The organism is Cryobacterium inferilacus, from assembly GCF_019599185.1.
GTDB lineage: Bacteria > Actinomycetota > Actinomycetes > Actinomycetales > Microbacteriaceae > Cryobacterium > Cryobacterium inferilacus.
The window spans coordinates 194811-214580 of record NZ_JAIEUL010000002.1; the positions used below are offsets into that span (position 1 = coordinate 194811).

At 67.9% G+C, this 19770-nt stretch carries 17 protein-coding genes and 2 tRNA genes; 17 read left to right on the top strand and 2 right to left on the bottom strand.

The window, feature by feature from the left end; all coding sequences use genetic code 11:
• Window position 1 precedes the first annotated feature (1 nt).
• The 13 genes from K2F54_RS02800 (at window position 2) to K2F54_RS02855 (ending at window position 14053) form a co-directional block, all read left to right on the top strand.
• The gene (locus K2F54_RS02800) at window positions 2-682 is read left to right on the top strand and encodes a DsbA family oxidoreductase (protein ID WP_220604310.1); all 681 of its coding nucleotides are present in this window, start codon (window positions 2-4) and stop codon (window positions 680-682) included.
• Window positions 679-819: a hypothetical protein gene (locus tag K2F54_RS02805; protein ID WP_220604311.1), complete on the top strand. Its 141-nt coding sequence runs from the start codon at window positions 679-681 to the stop codon at window positions 817-819. Before K2F54_RS02800 ends, K2F54_RS02805 begins: the two co-directional genes overlap by 4 nt.
• Before the next feature lie 122 nt (window positions 820-941).
• Complete coding sequence (gene dusB / locus K2F54_RS18990) at window positions 942-2105, top strand: tRNA dihydrouridine synthase DusB (protein WP_255576619.1); 1164 nt, start codon at window positions 942-944, stop codon at window positions 2103-2105.
• Window positions 2098-3378 (top strand): deoxyguanosinetriphosphate triphosphohydrolase, encoded by a 1281-nt coding sequence (locus K2F54_RS02810; RefSeq protein ID WP_308287481.1) that lies wholly within the window; start codon window positions 2098-2100, stop codon window positions 3376-3378. Before dusB ends, K2F54_RS02810 begins: the two co-directional genes overlap by 8 nt.
• The gene (dnaG, locus tag K2F54_RS02815; RefSeq protein ID WP_220604313.1) at window positions 3366-5222 is read left to right on the top strand and encodes a DNA primase; all 1857 of its coding nucleotides are present in this window, start codon (window positions 3366-3368) and stop codon (window positions 5220-5222) included. Before K2F54_RS02810 ends, dnaG begins: the two co-directional genes overlap by 13 nt.
• Before the next feature lie 191 nt (window positions 5223-5413).
• Window positions 5414-7045: an ABC transporter substrate-binding protein gene (locus K2F54_RS02820; protein WP_220604314.1), complete on the top strand. Its 1632-nt coding sequence runs from the start codon at window positions 5414-5416 to the stop codon at window positions 7043-7045.
• 124 nt (window positions 7046-7169) lie between these two features.
• Complete coding sequence (locus K2F54_RS02825; protein ID WP_220604315.1) at window positions 7170-8261, top strand: ABC transporter permease; 1092 nt, start codon at window positions 7170-7172, stop codon at window positions 8259-8261.
• A 2-nt stretch (window positions 8262-8263) separates the two neighbouring features.
• Window positions 8264-9352 (top strand): ABC transporter permease, encoded by a 1089-nt coding sequence (locus tag K2F54_RS02830; RefSeq protein ID WP_220604316.1) that lies wholly within the window; start codon window positions 8264-8266, stop codon window positions 9350-9352.
• Window positions 9349-11079 (top strand): ABC transporter ATP-binding protein, encoded by a 1731-nt coding sequence (locus K2F54_RS02835; RefSeq protein WP_220604317.1) that lies wholly within the window; start codon window positions 9349-9351, stop codon window positions 11077-11079. Before K2F54_RS02830 ends, K2F54_RS02835 begins: the two co-directional genes overlap by 4 nt.
• Before the next feature lie 5 nt (window positions 11080-11084).
• Window positions 11085-11963 (top strand): ATP-binding cassette domain-containing protein, encoded by an 879-nt coding sequence (locus K2F54_RS02840; protein ID WP_220604318.1) that lies wholly within the window; start codon window positions 11085-11087, stop codon window positions 11961-11963.
• A gap of 2 nt (window positions 11964-11965) precedes the next feature.
• Window positions 11966-12958 (top strand): NAD(P)-dependent oxidoreductase, encoded by a 993-nt coding sequence (locus tag K2F54_RS02845; RefSeq protein ID WP_308287483.1) that lies wholly within the window; start codon window positions 11966-11968, stop codon window positions 12956-12958.
• Window positions 12959-13041: 83 nt separating this feature from the next.
• Window positions 13042-13114, top strand: a tRNA-Asn gene (locus K2F54_RS02850).
• Window positions 13115-13177: 63 nt separating this feature from the next.
• Window positions 13178-14053: a sensor histidine kinase gene (locus K2F54_RS02855; RefSeq protein ID WP_308287484.1), complete on the top strand. Its 876-nt coding sequence runs from the start codon at window positions 13178-13180 to the stop codon at window positions 14051-14053.
• Window positions 14054-14071: 18 nt separating this feature from the next.
• Here K2F54_RS02855 and def read toward each other — a convergent pair whose 3' ends face one another.
• The gene (def, locus tag K2F54_RS02860; protein ID WP_220604319.1) at window positions 14072-14638 is read right to left on the bottom strand and encodes a peptide deformylase; all 567 of its coding nucleotides are present in this window, start codon (window positions 14636-14638) and stop codon (window positions 14072-14074) included.
• Between the two features lie 39 nt (window positions 14639-14677).
• On the opposite strand from def, the gene K2F54_RS02865 reads away from it, so the two are divergent.
• The 4 genes from K2F54_RS02865 (at window position 14678) to K2F54_RS02880 (ending at window position 18920) form a co-directional block, all read left to right on the top strand.
• Window positions 14678-15592, top strand: a complete 915-nt coding sequence (locus K2F54_RS02865) for a DMT family transporter (RefSeq protein WP_220604320.1) — start codon at window positions 14678-14680, stop codon at window positions 15590-15592.
• Window positions 15593-15748: 156 nt separating this feature from the next.
• A complete protein-coding gene (locus tag K2F54_RS02870; RefSeq protein WP_374107263.1) occupies window positions 15749-17044 on the top strand; it encodes a glycosyltransferase in 1296 nt (431 codons plus the stop codon).
• 35 nt (window positions 17045-17079) lie between these two features.
• Window positions 17080-17153, top strand: a tRNA-Ile gene (locus K2F54_RS02875).
• Window positions 17154-17189: 36 nt separating this feature from the next.
• Window positions 17190-18920 carry a bifunctional 3'-5' exonuclease/DNA polymerase gene (locus K2F54_RS02880; RefSeq protein WP_220604321.1) on the top strand — a complete coding sequence of 577 codons (1731 nt, stop codon included), beginning with the start codon at window positions 17190-17192 and terminating at the stop codon, window positions 18918-18920.
• A 38-nt stretch (window positions 18921-18958) separates the two neighbouring features.
• Here K2F54_RS02880 and K2F54_RS02885 read toward each other — a convergent pair whose 3' ends face one another.
• Window positions 18959-19552 (bottom strand): PadR family transcriptional regulator, encoded by a 594-nt coding sequence (locus tag K2F54_RS02885; RefSeq protein WP_220604322.1) that lies wholly within the window; start codon window positions 19550-19552, stop codon window positions 18959-18961.
• Window positions 19553-19770: the final 218 nt, after the last annotated feature.

Genomic DNA, 19770 nt, shown 5'->3' on the forward strand with positions numbered 1-19770 from the left:
CGTGAGCGAATCAATCAAAGTAGACATCTGGTCCGACGTGCAGTGCCCCTGGTGCTACATCGGAAAGCGAAAGTTCGAGGCGGGCGTTGCCGCCTTCGGCGACGACGTCGACGTGGAGTACCACTCCTTCGAACTAGCCCCTGACACGCCCGTCGACTTCGCGGGCAGCCCGGTCGAGTACCTCAGCGAGCGCAAGGGCATCCCGGTGCCGCAGGTGCTGGAGATGCTCGAACGCGTCACCGGCATCGCCGAGAGCGTCGGCCTGCACTACGACTACGACTCGGTGCACCAGACCAACACCATCAAGGCACACGAGCTGCTGCACTACGCCAAGGCGCACGGCCGGCAATTGGAGATGAAGGAGAGCCTGCTCAAGGCCTACTTCGTCGACGGCGGCCACGTCGGCCGCATCGAGGACCTCGCCGACCTCGCGGCGACTGTCGGCCTGGACCGCACCGATGTGGTGCGCTCCCTCAGCGCGAACGAGTACCTCCCCGCCGTCAAGGCGGATGTCGCCCAGGCCGCCGAGTACGGCATCCAGGGGGTGCCATTCTTCGTGATCGACGGAAAGTACGGCATCTCCGGCGCGCAGGACCCAGAGACCTTCGCGCAGGCACTGCGCCAGGTGCAGAGCGAACGAAGCCCGGCCGATGCCGGCGCGACCGAGGAGGTCCCCGCGTGAGCGACGTAACCACCGGCACCGCAGCCACCGTCGCCACCGACGAGGCTGCCCCGGCCCGCCCGCTCATCCAGCTGCTCAACCAGGACGCTGACGTGGACGCCGGCGGCTGCTGCGGCGGCGGCGCCTGCGGCATCTGAGGTCCCTGGCGCGCCCCACCCCCGCATCCGCCCGTCCCGCACAGGCACGCCCGGCCGCCGGTTTTCCACCGCCGGCCGGGCGTGGCAGCCGGGCACGGTAAGGTCTGGGAGAATTGGACGAGATGAACACTCCTACTTCCACGATCAGCCCGGTGTCCCCCCTTCGGATCGGCGACATCGAACTCGACGTGCCCGTCGTGCTGGCCCCCATGGCCGGCATCACCAACACCGCCTTCCGCAGGCTCTGCCGCGAATACGGTGCCGGGCTCTACGTCAGCGAGATGATCACCTCCAGGGCCCTGGTCGAGCGCACGACGGAGTCGATGCGTCTGATCACGCACCACGAGAGTGAGAAGACCCGCTCCATCCAGCTCTACGGCGTCGATCCGAAGACCGTCGCCGAGGCCGTGACGATGCTCGTCGCCGAGGACCGCGCCGACCACATCGACCTCAACTTCGGCTGCCCGGTGCCCAAGGTCACCCGCAAGGGCGGGGGAGCGGCGCTGCCGTGGAAGATCACCCTGTTCCGTGAGATCGTCGAGGCGGCGGTCAGCGCGGCCGGTGCCGTTCCCCTGACCGTCAAGATGCGCAAGGGCATCGACGCCGACCACCTCACCTACCTCGAGGCCGGCCGGGTCGCCGAGGGCGCCGGTGTCGCGGCGATCGCCCTCCACGCCCGCACCGCCGCCGACTACTACTCGGGCACCGCGGACTGGTCGGCCATCGCGACCCTCAAGAACACCATCACCAGCGTGCCGGTGCTCGGCAACGGTGACATCTGGAGTGCGGCCGACGCGCTGCGCATGGTCGCGGAGACCGGTTGCGACGGCGTGGTCGTCGGCCGCGGTTGCCTGGGCCGGCCCTGGCTGTTCGGCGACCTCGCGGCGGCCTTCCGGGGCGAGGTGGTCAAGGCCGAGCCGAGCCTGGGCCAGGTTGCGGATGCGTTCCGTCGGCACGCCGAACTCCTCACCGAGTTCTTCGACAGCGAAGACCGGGCCTGCCGCGATGTGCGCAAACACGTGGCCTGGTACTTCAAGGGCTACCCCGTCGGCGGCGACCTGCGCGCCAGCCTCGCCTCGGTCGAGTCGCTCGCACAGCTCGACGACCTCTTGGCCACCCTCGACCCCGACCAGCCGTACCCCGGCATCGGTGCGGAGGGCCAGCGGGGCAGGGCCGGCAGCCCCAAGAAGACGTCGCTGCCGGAGCGCTGGCTCGATTCACGAGACATCGTCGGGGCAGAGCGCAGCAATCTCACCGAGGGAGAAGGGGACACCAGCGGTGGTTAACCAGACCGGCTACAGCACCCATGACGAGGCCAGGTTCAAGCCGGAGGAGCACGACTCCAGCCGCAGCGATTTCGCCAGGGACAGGGCACGCCTGTTGCACTCCAGTGCGCTGCGGCGACTCGCGGCCAAGACTCAGGTGCTCAGCCCCGCCGCCGGGCTGGACTTCGCCCGCAACCGTCTCACCCACTCCCTCGAGGTCGCTCAGATCGGCCGCGAGCTCGCCCTCCGTCTCAACCTGGATCCCGACATCGTCGACACGGCCTGCCTCGCGCATGACATCGGCCATCCGCCCTTCGGTCACAACGGCGAGAAGGCCCTCAACACCTGGGCAGGCGACATCGGCGGTTTTGAGGGCAACGCCCAGACCCTCCGCCTGCTCAGCCGCCTCGAACCCAAAGTGTTCGGCGACGGCGGCCAGAGCTATGGCCTCAACCTCACCAGGGCCAGCCTCGACGCCAGCTGCAAGTACCCGTGGGCGGCAGACTCGTCCGTCGCCGATCCCAGCGGCCGCGCCAAGTTCGGGTTCTACGACGACGACCGCGCCGCATTCGAGTGGCTCCGCGAGGACGCCCCCGACCGCCGACTCTGCGTCGAAGCCCAGGTCATGGACCTCTCCGACGACATCGCCTATTCCGTGCACGACTTCGAGGATGCCGTCGTCGGCGGGTACCTGGACGTCGAACTGCTCAGCAGCCGCACGGAGCACACCGCCCTGGTCACCTCGATGTACGAGTGGACCGGCGGCCAATTCGGCCACGACGAGCTCATCGCCGCGTTCGACAGGCTCGAAGCCCTCGACGTGTGGGTGCACGGCTGGGACGCTGGCCGACGCGACCAGGGTCGGCTGAAGAACCTGACCAGCCAGCTGATCGGGCGTTTCAGCGGCGCGGCTGTGGCCGCCACCCGGGCCGCCTACCCCGACCAGCAGCTCATCCGGTTCAACGCGCACGTGGTCGTGCCGAGGGAGGTGCAGGCAGAGATCGGTGTCCTCAAGGGCATCGTGGCCGCATTCGTGATGTCCACGCATGTGCGCCAGCCGCTCTACGTCGAGCAGCGGGAAACCCTCACCTACCTCGCCGACACCCTGCTGGCCACCGGTGACGAGCACCTCGACCCCGGCTTCCGCGAGGATTGGGCGGCTGCCGACGATGATGCCGCCCGTAAGCGCGTGATCCTCGACCAGGTCGCCAGCCTCACCGACCAGAGCGCGATCGCCCTGCAACGACGGCTGCACCTGTCCAGGGGCATGAAGGTCGACGCATGGCAGGGCTGATTCGCCAGGGCGACATCGAAGAGGTCAAGGCCCGCACCAATATCGCCGACATCATCAGCGACTACGTGAGCCTCAAGTCCGCCGGCGTCGGCTCGATGAAGGGCCTGTGCCCGTTCCACGACGAGCGCACCCCGAGCTTTCACGTGCGCCCGCAGGTCGGTTTCTACCACTGCTTCGGCTGCGGGGAGAGCGGCGACGTCTACTCCTTCCTGCAGAAGATGGACCACGTCAGCTTCTCGGAGGCCGTCGAGCGGCTGGCCGGCCGGGCCGGGTTCGAACTGCACTACGAGGACGGCGGCAACGCCCCCGACCACGGCAACCGGGCCAGGCTCCTGGCCGCGAACCAGGCCGCCGCGGAATTCTTCGTCGAGCAGCTCAGCAGCCCGGGCGCGCAGGTGGGCCGCACCTTCCTCGGCGAGCGCGGGTTCGATTCCCAAGCAGCGGACAGGTTCGGCATCGGCTTCGCGCCCAAGAGCTGGGACGAACTGACCAAGCACCTCCGCGGGCGGGGCTTCAGCACAGAGGAACTCACCCTCTCCGGCCTGGTCTCCGCCGGGGATCGGGGCATCTACGACAGATTCCGTGGCCGGCTGGTCTGGCCCATCCGTGACATCACCGGGCAGACCATCGGCTTCGGCGCGCGCAAGCTGCTGGACGACGACAAGGGACCGAAGTACCTCAACACCCCCGAGACCCCGGTGTATCACAAGGCCCAGGTGCTCTACGGCCTCGACCTGGCCAAACGGGACATCTCCCGCAATCACCAGGTCGTCGTCGTCGAGGGCTACACGGATGTCATGGCCTGCCACCTCGCTGGGATCACCACGGCCGTCGCCACCTGCGGTACCTCATTCGGCGTCGACCACATCAAGGTGCTGCGCCGGGTCCTCGGCGACGACAGCGGCGTGGGTGAGGTGGTCTTCACCTTCGACCCCGACGCGGCCGGGCAGAAGGCCGCCGTGCGCGCCTTCGCGGAGGAGCAGCGCTTCAACGCGCAGACCTTCGTCGCCGTCGCCCCGGAGGGCCTGGACCCGTGTGACCTGCGACTGCACCGCGGTGACGACGCCGTGCGCCGCCTCATCGACTCCAAGAAGCCGATGTTCGAGTTCATGATCAGGCAGCTGCTGGCGCAGTACAACCTGGACACCGTCGAAGGCCGGGTCTCCGCACTGCGCGCTGCGGCGCCGATCGTCAGCGACATCCGTGACCCGTCCCTGCGGCCCGGGTACGTGCACGAACTCTCCCGCATGCTCGGCATGGACATGAACGAGGTGTCCAGGGCGGTCACCCAGGCCCAGTCGCGGTCTCGCACCGCACCATCGGCCGACAGCCGCCGTCCAGGCGAACCCGTCCCACCGCCGCGGGAGCACCAGTTCTCCCTCGTCGACCTTCCGGCAGACCCGGTGACCCGGATCGAACGGGACGCCCTGATGGCGATGCTCCAACACCCCACCCAGGTGGGCATCGACCTGGTTCAGCGCGCCGTGCAGACCAGCATGAGCAACACCTCACTGGCGGTGGTGCGGGATGCCCTGGCCGCGGCACTGCCGTCCGCGGCGCTGCCGGACTGGCTCGCCAGGGTGGTCGCTGAGACCCCGGCGCCGTTGGCGAACCTGGTGACGGAACTGGCGATGGCCCCGCTGCCCGAACGCGCGGAACGGGAAGTCACCCGCTACGTGCGCGACATCACGACGGTGCTGATCGAGAAGGACCTGCTGCGCCAGAAGGCCGAGCTCCTTGGCCGGCTGCAACGAGCGGATGCGACCAATCGTGAGGTGTACGTCGCGATCCAACGCGAATTGGTCCGGGTGGAAGCAGAGCGCCGCAACTTACGCGAATCCTGACCGGTCTCGCGAGGAATCCGCTCGCGCTACATCGCGCCGCTTATATTGCGGCTGTATTAAGATGCGACGGCCAATGGCGGTTCCGCGCGCAGGGTGTGCTAATTCTTGGAACACAGCAACGCATTTCTGCGTCCGTTCGCCCTGCGCGGGTGGACCCGGGAATGTCCACCTTGAGGAAGAGGCATTCGAATATGGCTTTTGTACCCACCAGGCGCGGCCGTTACATCGGCGTCACCGCCGGTATCGCCGCCGCGGCACTTGTTCTCGCCGGCTGCTCAGGCTCCGGCAGCACACCGGACGACGGCAGCGCGCCGTTGACCATCGGCACCACCGACAAGGTCACCACTCTCGACCCGGCCGGTTCGTACGACAACGGTTCCTTCGCCGTGCAGAACCAGGTCTTCCCGTTCCTCATGAACACGCCGTACGGCAGCCCGGATGTCGAACCCGACATCGCCGAGTCGGCCGAGTACACCGCTCCGACCCAGTACACGGTCACGCTCAAGCCCGGTCTGGTCTGGGCCAACGGCAACGAGCTCACCTCCTCCGACGTCAAGTTCAGCTTCGACCGCCAGCTGGCCATCGCCGCAGACAACGGCCCATCGTCGCTGCTCTACAACCTGGAAAGCGTCGACGCCCCCGACGACACCACCGTCGTGTTCAACCTGCTCGCCCCCGACGACCAGATCTTCCCGCAGATCCTGTCCAGCCCGGCCGGCCCCATCGTCGATGAGGAGTCCTTCTCCGCCACCGAGCTCACCTCGGACGACGACATCGTCGCCGCAGAGGCCTTCGCCGGCCAGTACGTCATCACCAGCTACGACTTCAACAACCTGATCGGCTACAAGGCCAATCCGGACTACGACGGTCTGCTCGGCGCCGCCAAGACCGATGTGGTCAACGTGAAGTACTACGCCGACTCGTCCAACCTCAAGCTCGACGTGCAGGAGGGCAACATCGACGTGGCGTTCCGCAGCCTGTCCGCGACCGACGTCGAGGACCTGCGCGGCAACGAGGACGTCGAGGTCGTCGACGGGCCAGGCGGCGAGATCCGCTACATCGTCTTCAACTTCGACACCCAGCCGTACGGTGCGGCCACCGCTGAAGCCGACCCGGCCAAGTCCCTCGCCGTCCGCCAGGCCGTCGCGCACCTCGTGGACCGTGAGGAGATCGCCGAGCAGGTCTACAAGGGCACGTACACGCCGCTGTACTCCTACGTCCCCGCCGGACTCACCGGCGCCACCGAGTCCCTGATGGGCCTCTACGGCGACGGCGCTGGTGCTCCTGACGCCGACAAGGCCCAGGCGACACTGGCGGCCGCCGGCATCAGCGAGAAGGTCGTGCTCAACCTGCAGTACAGCAACGACCACTACGGTCCCTCGTCCGGCGACGAGTACGCCCTGGTCAAGGACCAGCTCGAGGCATCCGGACTGTTCACCGTCAACCTGCAGACCACGGAGTGGGTGCAGTACTCCAAGGACCGCTCCTCCGACGTGTACCCGCTGTACCAGCTCGGCTGGTTCCCGGACTACTCGGACGCTGACAACTACCTGACGCCGTTCTTCCTCACCGAGAACTTCCTCGGCAACCACTACGAAGACCAGGAAGTCAACGACCTGATCCTCGAGCAGGCCGTGACCGTCGACCCCGCCGCTCGCACGGCACTGATCGAGGAGATCCAGGACAAGGTCGCGGCGCAGCTCTCGACCGTCCCGCTTCTGCAGGGCGCCCAGGTCGCCGTCGTCGGCACGAGCGTGACCGGAGCCTCCGACACTCTCGACGCGTCGTTCAAGTTCCGTTACGCTGCACTGGCCAAGGGCTAACACCCGGCCGGTCGGCTAGACCACCCCAGTGGAACGGGGGCGTTCGGCGCACGCTCGCTGAACGCTCCCGTTCCGCTGTGTTCGCAGTCAGTGTCTGCACCGTGTGTGCTCGAGTGAGGTAGTAATGACGACAGCAGTTTCAACGCCCAGGCCGCCTCTGGCCGGGTCGGCAGCGAAGAAGAAACGCGGCTCAGGTGGCGGCCTCGGCCGCTACATCGTGGTGCGTTTCCTGCTCATCATCCCGACGATCTTCATTCTCGTCTCCATGGTGTTCTGGCTTATGCGCACCACCGGCGACCCGATCACGGCCGCCCTCGGCGGTCGCCTCACACCAGACCAGCTGGCCGAGCGCATCTCCGCCGCCGGCTACGACAGGCCGATCCTGATCCAGTACGCCGAATACCTCGGCCAGATCTTCACGGGCAACTTCGGCACCACCATCAGCACCAACCGGCCGGTCTCAGAGGTCCTCGTCACGTACGGCGCCGCCACCCTCGAACTCGCCTTCTACGCGCTCCTGGTGGCCTTCATCGTCGGCATCCCGCTCGGCATGGTCGCCGCATACTGGCGCGACAAGGCCCCGGACGCGTTCCTGCGCATCTTCGCCATCCTCTGCTACGCCACCCCGGTGTTCTTCGCCGGACTCCTGTTCAAGCTGGTCTTCGCGGTCTGGCTCAAGGTGTTGCCCGTCGCCGGGCGCGCCTCGACCGGCGCCGAACTGCAGATGCAGCTCCTGCCGGGCAAGACCGGTTTTTACACCATCGACGCCATCCAGACCGGCAACCCGGCCGTGCTGCAGGATGTGCTCTCGCACGTCGTTCTGCCCGCCCTGGCCCTCGGCCTGCTCACCGCCGGCGTCTTCCTCCGACTGGTGCGTACCAACGTGATCGGCACCCTCGGCACCGACTACGTCGACGCCGCCAGGTCCAGGGGAGTGAGCGAGTTCAGGCTCGTGCGCAAGCACGCGTACCGGCCGGCCCTGATCCCCATCATCACCGTGATCGGCCTGCAGATCGCCCTGCTGCTCGGCGGAGCCGTGCTCACCGAGACGACGTTCGAGTGGAAGGGACTGGGCTTCATGCTCTCCGAGTTCCTCCAGGCCCGCGATTTCGTGGCCGTGCAGGGCATCGTCGCCCTCCTCGCCGTGATCGTGGCTCTGTCCAACTTCATCGTCGACATCGTCGCCGCGATCATCGACCCGAGAGTGCGGTACTGACTATGAGTTCCACAGACGCCACGTTCCTGAAGCCCGCCAGACCCGCCCTGTTCGCCCGGCTCCCCATCGTCCACCAGCTCAGGCAGAGCGTCGGCCTGCAGCGCGGCATGCTCGTCGCCGGCCTCCTCGTCACGTCACTGTTCCTGCTGACCGCGATACTCGCCCCCGTCATCGCGCCGTACGGCTACAGCCAGTTGCGCGATACGGCCGGGCTTTTCGGCGCCCAACAACCGCCGGGAGGCGCGCACCTGCTCGGCACCACGGTCGGCGGGTACGACGTGCTCTCCAGGGTGCTCTGGGGCGCCCAGACCGCCCTGTTCGTGATCATCGTCGCCGTGGTGCTGTCCCTCTTCGCTGGCGTCCTGCTCGGCCTGGTCTCCGGCTACTTCGGCGGCTGGCTCGACCGGGTCCTCGTGGTGGTCTGCGACGCCGTCTACGCCTTCCCGTCGCTGCTGCTGGCCATCGTCATGTCGATCGTGATCTCCGGCGGCAAGTCCGACCTCGTCGGTGGCGTCATGGCGGCGGCGATCTCCATCACCGTCGTGTTCATCCCGCAGTACTTCCGGGTGATCCGCGCCGAGACGGTCCGGATCAAGGCCGAGGCCTACGTCGAGTCCGCCCGCGTGTTGGGCGCCAGCAACCTGCGGATCATGTTCCGGCACGTGCTGCGCAACGCCACCCGCACCCTGCCGCTGATCTTCACGCTCAACGCCTCCGAGGCGATCCTCACCCTCGCCGGCCTGGGCTTCCTCGGCTTCGGCATCGAACCGACCGAAGCCAGCGAGTGGGGCTACGACCTCAATAAGGCCCTCTCCGACGTCACCAGCGGCATCTGGTGGACAGCCCTGTTCCCCGGACTCGCCATCGTGCTCGTGGTGCTCGGCATCACCCTGGTCGGGGAGAGCCTCAACGACCTCGCCGACCCCCGGCTGCGCGGCCGCCGCGCCGTCGGCGCCTCCTCAGGCCTGGTCGCCGAGACCTCCGTGGTGCCCGGCGGCACGCTGGACGCAGGACCCGGCGGCCTGGACGGGCTCGAAACCCCCGCCCACCCACCAGTCCACCCCGGCGACGACAGCGAGGCCACCCGATGAGCGACATCCGACCCCCGGTCTCGACCCGTTCCGACCCCTCCGCCCCCGTCCTGCGCATCTCCGACCTCGGGGTGTCATTCGCCACCGACGCCGGAGCCGTGCGCGCCGTCGACGGCGTCACCCTCAGCGTTCGCCGAGGCGAGGTACTGGCCATCGTCGGTGAGAGCGGCAGCGGAAAGACCGTCACGGCTAAGACCATCCTCGGCTTGCTCCCGGAGACCGCTGTCTCCAATGGTGCGGTCATCCTCAGCAGCCGCGACGGCGCCAGCTCGAACAACGTCATCGCCCTCAGCGGCAAGCAGCTGCGGCAGGTACGCGGCAGCGATGTGTCGATGGTGTTCCAGGAACCGTCCACGGCGTTGAACCCGGTCTACACGGTCGGTTGGCAGATCATGGAGGGCATCCGCGCGCACGGCACCGTCAGTCGCGCCGACGCCAGGACGAAGGCCATCGAGATCCTCGGCCGGGTCGGTATCCCCGACCCCGAGGTACGCGTCAACTACTACCCGCACCAGTTCTCCGGCGGTCAGAAGCAGCGTGTGGTCATCGCCATGGCGCTGGTGCTCGAACCCGGTCTGATCGTCGCCGACGAGCCGACGACCGCGCTCGACGTCACCGTCCAGGCCGAGATCCTCGACCTGCTCAGGCGGTGCCGGGACGAGTTCGGCACCGCGATCGTGCTGATCACCCACAACATGGGTGTCGTCGCCGACCTGGCCGATCGGGTCGCCGTGATGTACCAGGGCAAGGTCGTCGAAGAGGCGGATGCGGCCACCCTGTTCGGTTCTCCGCAGAACGAGTACACCCAGAAGCTCCTCGCAGCGGTCCCGTACGTGGGTCAGGGCGTGGTGCGCGCGGCGGCGCGGGCAGAGGCCCGCACCCGCGAGTGGTCCGCCCAAGCGCCCGTCGTCGTCGCAGACAACCTCCGCATTCAGTACCCCGGCCGGTTTGCTCGACCTGGTTTCGTGGCCGTGGACGGCGTGAGCTTCGCCATCCGGCCGGGTGAAGTTCTCGGCCTGGTCGGCGAGAGTGGCAGCGGCAAGACCACCATCGGCCGCGCCATCGCCGGGCTCACCCGTGTCACCGACGGCTCGCTGTCCGTGCTCGGCCACGAGATGAACGGATTCTCGGAGCGGAAGTTCAAGCCGCTGCGCAGTCAGATCGGCTTCGTCTTCCAGGACCCGGCGTCCAGCTTCAATCCACTGCTCACCATCGCGGAGTGCGTCGCGGAGCCACTCGTCGTGCACGGGCGGGCCGACAGCCCCCGCGCCGCGCGCGCCAGGGTCGATGAGCTCCTCGAAGCCGTGCAGCTGCCCCGGGCATTCGGCGACAGGTATCCGCACGAGCTCAGCGGCGGGCAACGCCAGCGGGCCAGCCTGGCCAGGGCGCTCGCCCTGGAACCTGCGCTCCTGATCGCGGACGAGCCCACCAGCGCCCTGGACGTTTCCGTTCAGGCCAGGGTGCTCGAACTCTTCGCCGAACTGCAACGCGAATTCGGTTTCGCGGCACTGTTCATCAGCCACGACCTGGCCGTCGTCGACATCCTGGCCGACCGGATCGCGGTGCTCTATCACGGCCGCCTCGTCGAGGAGGGCACGGGTGCCGAGGTGCTCGGAGCGCCGGCAGATCCGTACACCAGGCGCCTGCTCGCATCTCTTCCCGTGCCGGACCCGGCGGCCCAGGCCATCCGACGTGAGGAGCTCGCCAAGCTGCGTGCGGCAGAATAGGTGCCATGAGACGCGTCGAAGAAGAGCCGTATCCGATCGTTGCCAGTGATTTGACCATCGAATACCCGGCTCACGGCGCGAGCTCCGCCTTCGTGGCGGTGCGCGGGTTCACCCTGACTCTCGGGCGCGGTGAGGTGCTCGGCCTGCTCGGCGAGAGCGGGTCGGGCAAGAGCACCCTGGCCAGGGTGCTGTCCGGAGCAGACTCCGGCAGCGGGCACGGCGACGTGCGCGCGCAGATCACGGGCGGGGACGCCAGCGTGCAGGGGCATTCGCTCCGCCGGATCAGCCGCAGAAAACTGGCCAGGTTGACCTTCGGCGTCGGGATGCTCAGCCAGAACGCGGCGATGACACTTCCGGCGAGCCTCACCGTGGCCGATATCGTCGCCGAACCCGTGCTCGATCGGGACCACCGTTACGACCGCCACGCTCTCGACACCGCCGTGGCGACCATGGTCGACGCCGTGCGGCTTCCCTTGTCGTTGCTGTCGAAGTACCCGTACGAGCTCAGCAGCGGCCAGCGCCAGCGCGTGGCCCTGGCCAGGGCGCTCGTGTTCGGCCCGACCCTGCTCATCGCGGACGAACCGACCGCAGGCGTGGACGCGCTCGTGCGCAATGACATCATCGACCTGATCGGTGAGCTGCAGCGTGAGCGTGCGTTCTCCGCCCTGCTGATCAGCAATGACCTCGCGGTCCTCCAGCGGGTGGCCGATCGCATCGGCGTCATGCACGAGGGCGTCCTGGTCGGCCTGGGCAGCATCGACGAGGTCTTCGACAACCCCTGGCACCCCTACGTGGCGGAGCTGGCGGCGGCGTTGGCCCTGGACGATCCCGACCCGGACGACGGTTCCCTACTGAGCACGACCGACCCGACCCAGGAGGCGTGAACGTGACCGGTCAGCATCGCGCGGTCCTCGCCGACGAACCGGAGCGCGACCAGCACTCCTGGCAGCCCTCAGCAGGGCCCATCGCCATCCTGCCGGAACCAGCGCCGCTGTTCGCCGCGGCCGTCGAGCAAGCCGGGGGAGTGCTGGCCCCGCTGTCCGACGCCACCAGGGCCATCATCTGGCTCTCCTACGCCCGTGCGGGCGAGATCGACGACGTCCTGGAGAAGAACCCCCAGGTGGGCTGGCTACAGCTGCCCTGGGCGGGTGTGGACGCCTTCAGTGACGTCCTCAGTCGTCACCAGCGCGACGACCTCCTGGTGACCAGCGCGAAGGGCGCATACGCCCAGCCAGTGGCCGAGCATGCCCTGGCCTTGCTGCTGGCGTCGATGCGGCTCCTGCCGGAGCGGGCGAGGGCACGCTCCTGGAATGCCGAGCCGGCCGGAGAGTCGCTCTACGGGCGGAGAGTGCTCATCGTGGGTGCCGGAGGTATCGCACGGGAGCTGATTCGACTGCTGGAGCCGTTCAACACCGCCATAACGGTGGTGCGACGCAGTGCGGCAGCCGTTCCGGGGGCCGAACGCACCGTCCCGGCAGACCAATTGAGCATCGAACTGCCGCAGGCGGATGTCGTGGTGCTCGCCGCCGCGCTCACCGGTGGAACCCGGCATCTGCTCGGTGCCGCCGAACTCGCGCTGCTCAAGCCGACAGCCCACCTGGTGAACATCGCCAGGGGCCCGCTCATCGACACCGACGCCCTGGTCGCCGCGCTGGCCGACGGGCGCCTGGCCGGCGCGGCCCTGGACGTGACCGATCCGGAGCCGCTGCCGGACTCGCACCCGCTGTGGAACGAGCCGAGATGCCTGATCACCCCGCACATGGCCGACACGCCCGAGATGACCGCACCCCTGCTCGCCGAACGAATTCGCCTCAATGTGGCCGCATTGCTGGGAAATGGGGCCTTCGTCGGGGTTGTCGACCCCGCCGCCGGCTACTGAGGGAGACCTGCGGATTTGGTGCACGGCGATCTTTTGGTAAAGTAGCAACGCTGTTCAAGCGAAACACGAAGCTGAGCATGCATTCCTCGATAGCTCAATTGGCAGAGCAGCGCACTGTTAATGCGCAGGTTCTTGGTTCGAGTCCAAGTCGGGGAGCGAAAAGGCCACTAGGGGCTCCACCCCCGGTGGCCTTTTTTACGCCATCGAAAGGCGGTCGGTGTGATCTTCTGGCAGAGCCTCTGCGTCGCGCTCGTCGTGACGAGTGTCGTCCTCCTCATGCTTTGGCTGGTGGCCGACCGCCGCCAACGCCGCAGCCGGTTCGACCGGACGGCAGCCGATCGGGTGCGCGTCGACCTGGAACTGTCCCTCGCCGAGCAGCACGGCCGGTTGGTCATGATCAGGGAACTGCAGGACATCGCCGTGCTGTCCCTGGCCCGATTGATCACCAGGGCTGAAGCCGCCCGCTACGCGGCCGAGAACGACCCGTCAGCGGCGGTTCGGGCCGCCACCGGCCTTGTGGACGAGGGCAGGGTGACCCTCGCCGACCTGCGACGCGTACTGACGCTGGCCAGGGAGGGTGAGTCTGCGGTGTTCACCCGGCCTGGACTGCAGTCTGCCCGCGCCCTGTTCGGTGTGATGCGTGACGCCGGACTCGCCGTCGACGTCGCCGAGTCCGGCGACCGGTTCCCCCTCAAGCCCGCCGCCGAACTGGCGATCTACCGCATCCTGCAGAGCTCCCTCGAGAACGCGCTCAAGCACGGCGGGGCCGGCACACAGGTGCGGGTCTCCTTCACCTGGACGCAGAACGGACTGCAGCTGCTCATCGACGACGACGGCATCCGTGCCGCTGCCCGCCGGGCGGCCTCGAACGACACCGACTTCGCCGCCAGGACGTCGTACACCATCGACGATGACCTCAGGGCGCTGAGCGAGAGCCTCACCGGGGCGGATCTCACCCAGATGCGGGAGCGCACAGCCCTGTTCGGCGGAGTTTTCACCGCCGGGACTGTGCCAGGGGTGGGGTTCTCGGTCTCGGCGGTGTTCCCGACGTTGCGCTTCCACAACGGGGTGCACGGGGTCGACCTGTCCCGCTGACCCCCCGGTTCCCTGGCGTCAGCCCTCGAGGTCGTCGACCCCGGGCAGCCAGCTGAGACCAGGGACGCCCCAGCCGCGTTTGCGGCTCACCTTCGCGGCGATCTTGGCGTAGAAGTGCTCGACACGGTCGACGTACAGGGTGCCGTCGAGGTGGTCGAACTCGTGCTGGAAGATCCTCGCCAGCCAGCCATCCGCATGGATCTCGAAGGGCTTCTGGTCGAGGTCGACGGCGGTGAGGATCGCGGATGCCGCACGCTGCAGCGGGAAGCGTTCCCCTGGAAAGGACAGGCAGCCCTCTACGTCCTCGTCCTCGTCGGCCTCCGTCGCGGGTACCGGCGTGATCCACAGGGTCGGGTTGATCGCCACACCCCTGGTCTCGACGTCGTCGTCGTCGACGTAGCTGAAGGTGAACAGTCGAAGTCCCACCCCCACCTGCGGGCCCGCAAGCCCCACGCCGGGGGCGGCATCCATCGTCTCGTACATGTCCCGCACCAGCGCCCGCAGGTCGTCGTCGAAAGCGACGACGGGTTCGGCGGGGGAGTGCAGGACGGGATCGCCTGAAATAACTATCGGTCGCACGGCCATTCGGCAAGGATAACGGCTAATTCTCGATAGTCTCGTGTGGTGAGTCCCGACCTGACAGACCTGGCTGTGGAGATCGCTATCGATCCGCGCCAGGCAATTGGAATCCCGCTCGCGCTGATCGGGGCGGTGTTCCTCTCGTTGGGCGCACAATTCCAGCACCGTGGTGTGACCAAAGTCGAAGCCCATACCGTCGAGGTCACCGGCGGCCTGAACACGAAGCAGCTGGTGCTGTTGCTGTCGAGGCCGTCCTGGGTGTTCGGCACCCTCATGCTGGGCCTGGCCATCGTGTTCCAGCTCACCAGCCTGGCCTTCGCGCCGCTCATCGTGGTGCAGCCCCTCGGGGCAGTGGCGCTGGTGATCACGGCAGTCCTGAACGCCAGGGTGTCCAGGGTGAAGATCAACCGGGCATCGGTAATCGCCATCGCCATGTGCGTCGGCGGAGTAGGCCTGTTCGTCACCGTCGCCGCTTTCACCGCCGTAGACAAGCCCGTCACGGATGCGAACCTCATCACCATTCTCATCGTCCTCGGGATCGTCCTCCTCGCCTTCGCCGCCGCTTTCGTCGTGCTCCGCACCCGGTTCAAGGCGATCTTCTACATCATCGGCGCCGGCGTGCTCTACGGCTTCGTGGCCACCCTCGCCAAGGTCATCATCAACCGCACCCAGAACGGCAACTTCGACTGGCTCACCCTGGCCTGCCTCGCGGGCCTGTTGCTTGCGGCCGCCTCCGGCGCCTACTTCGTGCAGAACGCGTACTCGTCCGGTCCGCCTGACCTCGTCATCGCGGGCCTGACGGTCATCGATCCGCTGATTGCGGTCGGCATCGGGATCATCGTGCTCGGGGAGGCGTCGCAGGCCCCGCTCTGGGCCGCCGTGCTATTCGTCGTCGCCGGAGTCGTAGCGATCTGGGGTGTGTTCGTGCTCGCGAAACACCATCCGCAATCACAGAGCTGACCCGCGGTTTCTCGCCGTCCCGACGCGTCTGGGGGCTCCCGTGGCCCAGCCGGTTTAGAATAGGGTGCAGATAGACCTCGACGGCGAGTTCCGTCCATACCCAGACTTCGTGCCGGATGACCATTCCCGGCCCCACCAACGTAGGGAAAACGCCACTTGAGCGCTTCATCTGATCAACCGGGCAGTTCGCCCGACCGGGTCACCCCGGTCGAGTCGACACCGATCCGCGTCCTGATCGCCGCAGACACCTTTGCGCCGGACGTGAACGGTGCCGCCCGGTTCGCTGAGCGGCTCGCCGCCGGCCTGGTCGCCCGCGGCCACGTCGTGCAGATCATGGCGCCGGCGCCCACCCGCAAGCACGGCACCTGGACGGAGGTGCACGAGGGCGAGTCCATGACCGTGCACCGGCTGCACAGCTGGCGCTGGCGCCCGCACGACTGGCTGCGCTTCGCCCTGCCCTGGATCGTCCGACGGCACAGCCGGTCCATCCTCGATACCTTCCAGCCCGATGTCGTCCACTTCCAGTCCCACATCGTCGTCGGCCGGGGCGTCTCGATCGAGGCCCAGAAACGCGGCATCCGCATTGTCGGCACCAACCATTTCATGCCGGAGAACATGCTGCAGTTCTCCCTGGTGCCCAAGGGCTTCCAGGACCATCTCGTTCGCGCCCTCTGGAAGGACGCCGGGCACACCTTCAAGCGTGCGGAAGCTGTCACCACGCCGACCAGGCGGGCGGCGGAGTTCCTGGAAAAGTACACCGGCCTTGCCGGGGTCCAGGCCATCTCCTGCGGCATCGACGCCGACAACTACTCGCCGAGCTTCGCACCACGCACCGAGAACCGCATCCTCTTCGTCGGCCGGGTCACCGGTGAGAAGCAGATCGACGTGCTCGTGCAGGCGGTGGCCCTCCTGGCGGCCGACCTGGACGCGCGGGTGGAGATCGTCGGCGGCGGCGACCAGCGTCGCCATCTGGAGCAACTCGTCGAGTCCCTGGGCATGAGTGAGCGGTTCACCTTCACCGGCTACGTCACCGACGAGGAGCTGCGGGCCGCGTATTCCAGGGCGACCCTGTTCGCGATGCCCTCCATCGCGGAACTTCAGAGCATCGCCACCATGGAGGCGATGGCCTCTGGACTCCCCGTTGTCGCCGCGAACGCCATGGCGTTGCCGCACCTCGTGCACGACGGCCAGAACGGCTATCTGTTCGAACCGGGCAGCGCCCAGGACCTCGCCGACAAGATCACCCAGGTTCTCACGGCCACGCCGGCCGACCTCGAGGCGCTCAAACGCGAGTCATTGAAGCTGATCGAGGCGCACGACATCAAGCGCACCCTGAACACCTTCGAGCGGTTGTACCGGGGGGAGCCGATCCTCGAGGCGACCAGCACCGGGTCACCCGCCGTGGGCAGGGCGACCCCCACCGATCAGCACGTCGCTCCGGCTCGAGACTGACTCCCGCCCGTACGCCCAGTACGATGGTGGGGCACGGGGTGGTAGCTCAGCTGGTTAGAGCACGCGGCTCATAACCGCACGGTCACGGGTTCAAGTCCCGTCCACCCTACTGAACGCTGTTCCCGAGGAACGGAAATCCTGGCCCGTGTATATTCTGGTGAGCCGCACAGGGACACGGTCGCTCCGGGTGCGGGGACTGGGCGCCCTCGGCGCCCCCGACGAGACCGACCTGACCCTGACCGTTGCCGAGTTCCGGGAGTTCGCCGCCGAGCGGGAGGTACTGTTGCCGCGGTGGGTCTGGAATGACACCGCGTCGGTCTACCCCCTGCTGCTCTCCGGCGGCGTCAGGGTCAGGCGTGCCCACGACCTTCGGCTCTGCCACGCCATCCTGCGCTTGTCAGAGGCGACTGCCGGCAGTGCCCTGGCCAACGCACCCACAAGCGATTGGGACGCCGCCAGTCCCGTTACGGTGGCCCAGGAGACGGGCGCGACCCTGTTCGACCTTGACCTCGGCAGCGCCACGGCGGCGAGCCCCTCCGGCGATGACCTGAGCGAATTCAAGGCCCAACTGGATGCGGTGGCCGCCGCCGCGGAACCCGGACGGTTACGGCTGCTCCTCGCCGCGGAATCGGTGGGCGCCCTCATCGCGGCCGAGATGCAGTTCGCCGGACTACCGTGGCGCAGCGCCATCCACGACCGGCTGCTCACAGCCGAGCTCGGGGCCAGAGTCGCGCCGGGACTCCGCCCGGCACGACTCGAGGAGCTGGCCGACCGCATCCGCTCGGCACTGGGGGAGAGCACTCTCAACCCGGATTCACCGCCGGAGCTGCTGCGGGCACTCAATCGAGCCGGCGTCGCCACGGCGTCGACCAGGGCCTGGGAACTGGAGAAGATCGATCATCCCGTCATTGAGCCGCTGCTGCGCTATAAGAAGCTCGCCAGGCTCCTGAGCAACAACGGTTGGTTCTGGATGGAGAGCTGGATCGTCCAGGACCGTTTCCATCCGGAGTACCTCCCAGGCGGTGTGGTCACCGGGCGCTGGGCCACCAGGGGAGGAGGGGCGCTGCAGCTGCCCCACCAGGTGCGGGGAGCCGTGGTCGCTGACCCCGGCTGGACGTTCGTCGTCGCGGACGCCGCCCAGCTCGAACCGAGGATCCTGGCGGCACTGTCGGCGGACACGGCCATGGCCACGGCCGGCCGTGGCGTCGACCTCTACGCCGGCATCGTGGCCAGCGGCGTCGTCGAGACGCGCGCGCACGCCAAGGTGGCCATGCTCGGCGCCATGTACGGCGCCACATCGGGGGAGAGCGGCCGGCTCCTGCCCAGGCTGGCTCGGGCGTACCCGCGTGCGCTGGCGATGACGGAGGCCGCCGCTCGGGCCGGAGAACGCGGCGATGTGGTCAGCACCAGGCTGGGCCGGTCCTCTCCCCGGCCCGGGCCCGCGTGGCACGACGACCAGGGTCGAGCCACCGAGGCCGGCGCGACGGCCGCCGACGAACGCCGGGCCCGCAGCCAGGCCAGGGACTGGGGCCGGTTCACCCGCAACTTCATCGTTCAGGGCAGCGCGGCCGAATGGGCGCTGTGCTGGATGGCGGAAATTCGAAAGGGACTCTGGGATCTGTCGGGTACGGACGGAACCGGACAGGCAGGCCACGGCGCCGGGCAGGCGCTGACGAATCCGTTCCAGAACGCACCGCACCTGGTCTTCTTCCTGCACGACGAGGTCATCGTGCACACGCCCGCCGAGCTGTCCGACCGGGTCTCGGCAGTGGTCACCGCCGCCGCTGAGACGGCCGGTCGGCTGCTCTTCGGCGACTTTCCGGTGGATTTCCCTCTCACCTGCGTGGTGGTGGACAGCTACGCCGACGCCAAGTAGGCGACCGCGGTCTCACTGCAGGGGGTTCGTGATGCGGGTCAGCCCGCCGTGGCCAGACTGGGCCGACGGCCGCGCTTGGGCCGCTCCACGCTGAATTCCCGATGGAACACCGGGGAGTCCTCGCCGGCGGACGGCGAGCTGCTCGCCTGTAAGAGGGTGCCGACGGTGTCCAGCCAGCTGAGCGCGGCGTGGGCCTGGGCGGCGTCGGCGGCGGAGGCCAGCCTCAACTGGCCGCTGGGCAGCCCTGGGCCGGTGGTGGCCACCCGCGCCGCCCACGCCTCCCGGTAGCGGTGCACGATGCCGATCGCATCGATCTGGGGCAGGGATGAGGCGATCAGAACGCGGTCGAGCATCTCGTCCCAGTCGTCGCCGGTGGCGCTGTGCGTGCCGTGCAACCAGGTCACGGCCTCCGTATGGCCCAGATCGGTGAGCCGGTACAGCGGCAGGCCGTCCGACGTGCTTCCGGCCGATTCGACGGCGCCCTGCACGACCAGGCGCTCGAGGGTGCTGTAAATCTGGCCGACGTTGACCCGCCGCCGGCCGGCCGTCCTGGCATCGAGCTCGCCGTGCAACTGAAAGCCGTAGGCGTCGCCCATGGTCAGGATCGCCAGGAGAGAATTGCGCACGGACACGGGGCCTCCGATATCGAAAAGATATACCGAATATACATAATCGGTGGCCGCATCACCAGTCGACCCCGGCACGCGAGCGTCACCCGGCGGGCGGGGGACATTGTGAATTATCGGCTCGGTGGGGCATAATCTGAGCTAACAGCGCACCGTCGCCGGGTGTTCGCGGGTTTCGGGTTGTTGATGTTGAGAACGTTGGGGAAGACGCCTCTCAGACAGCA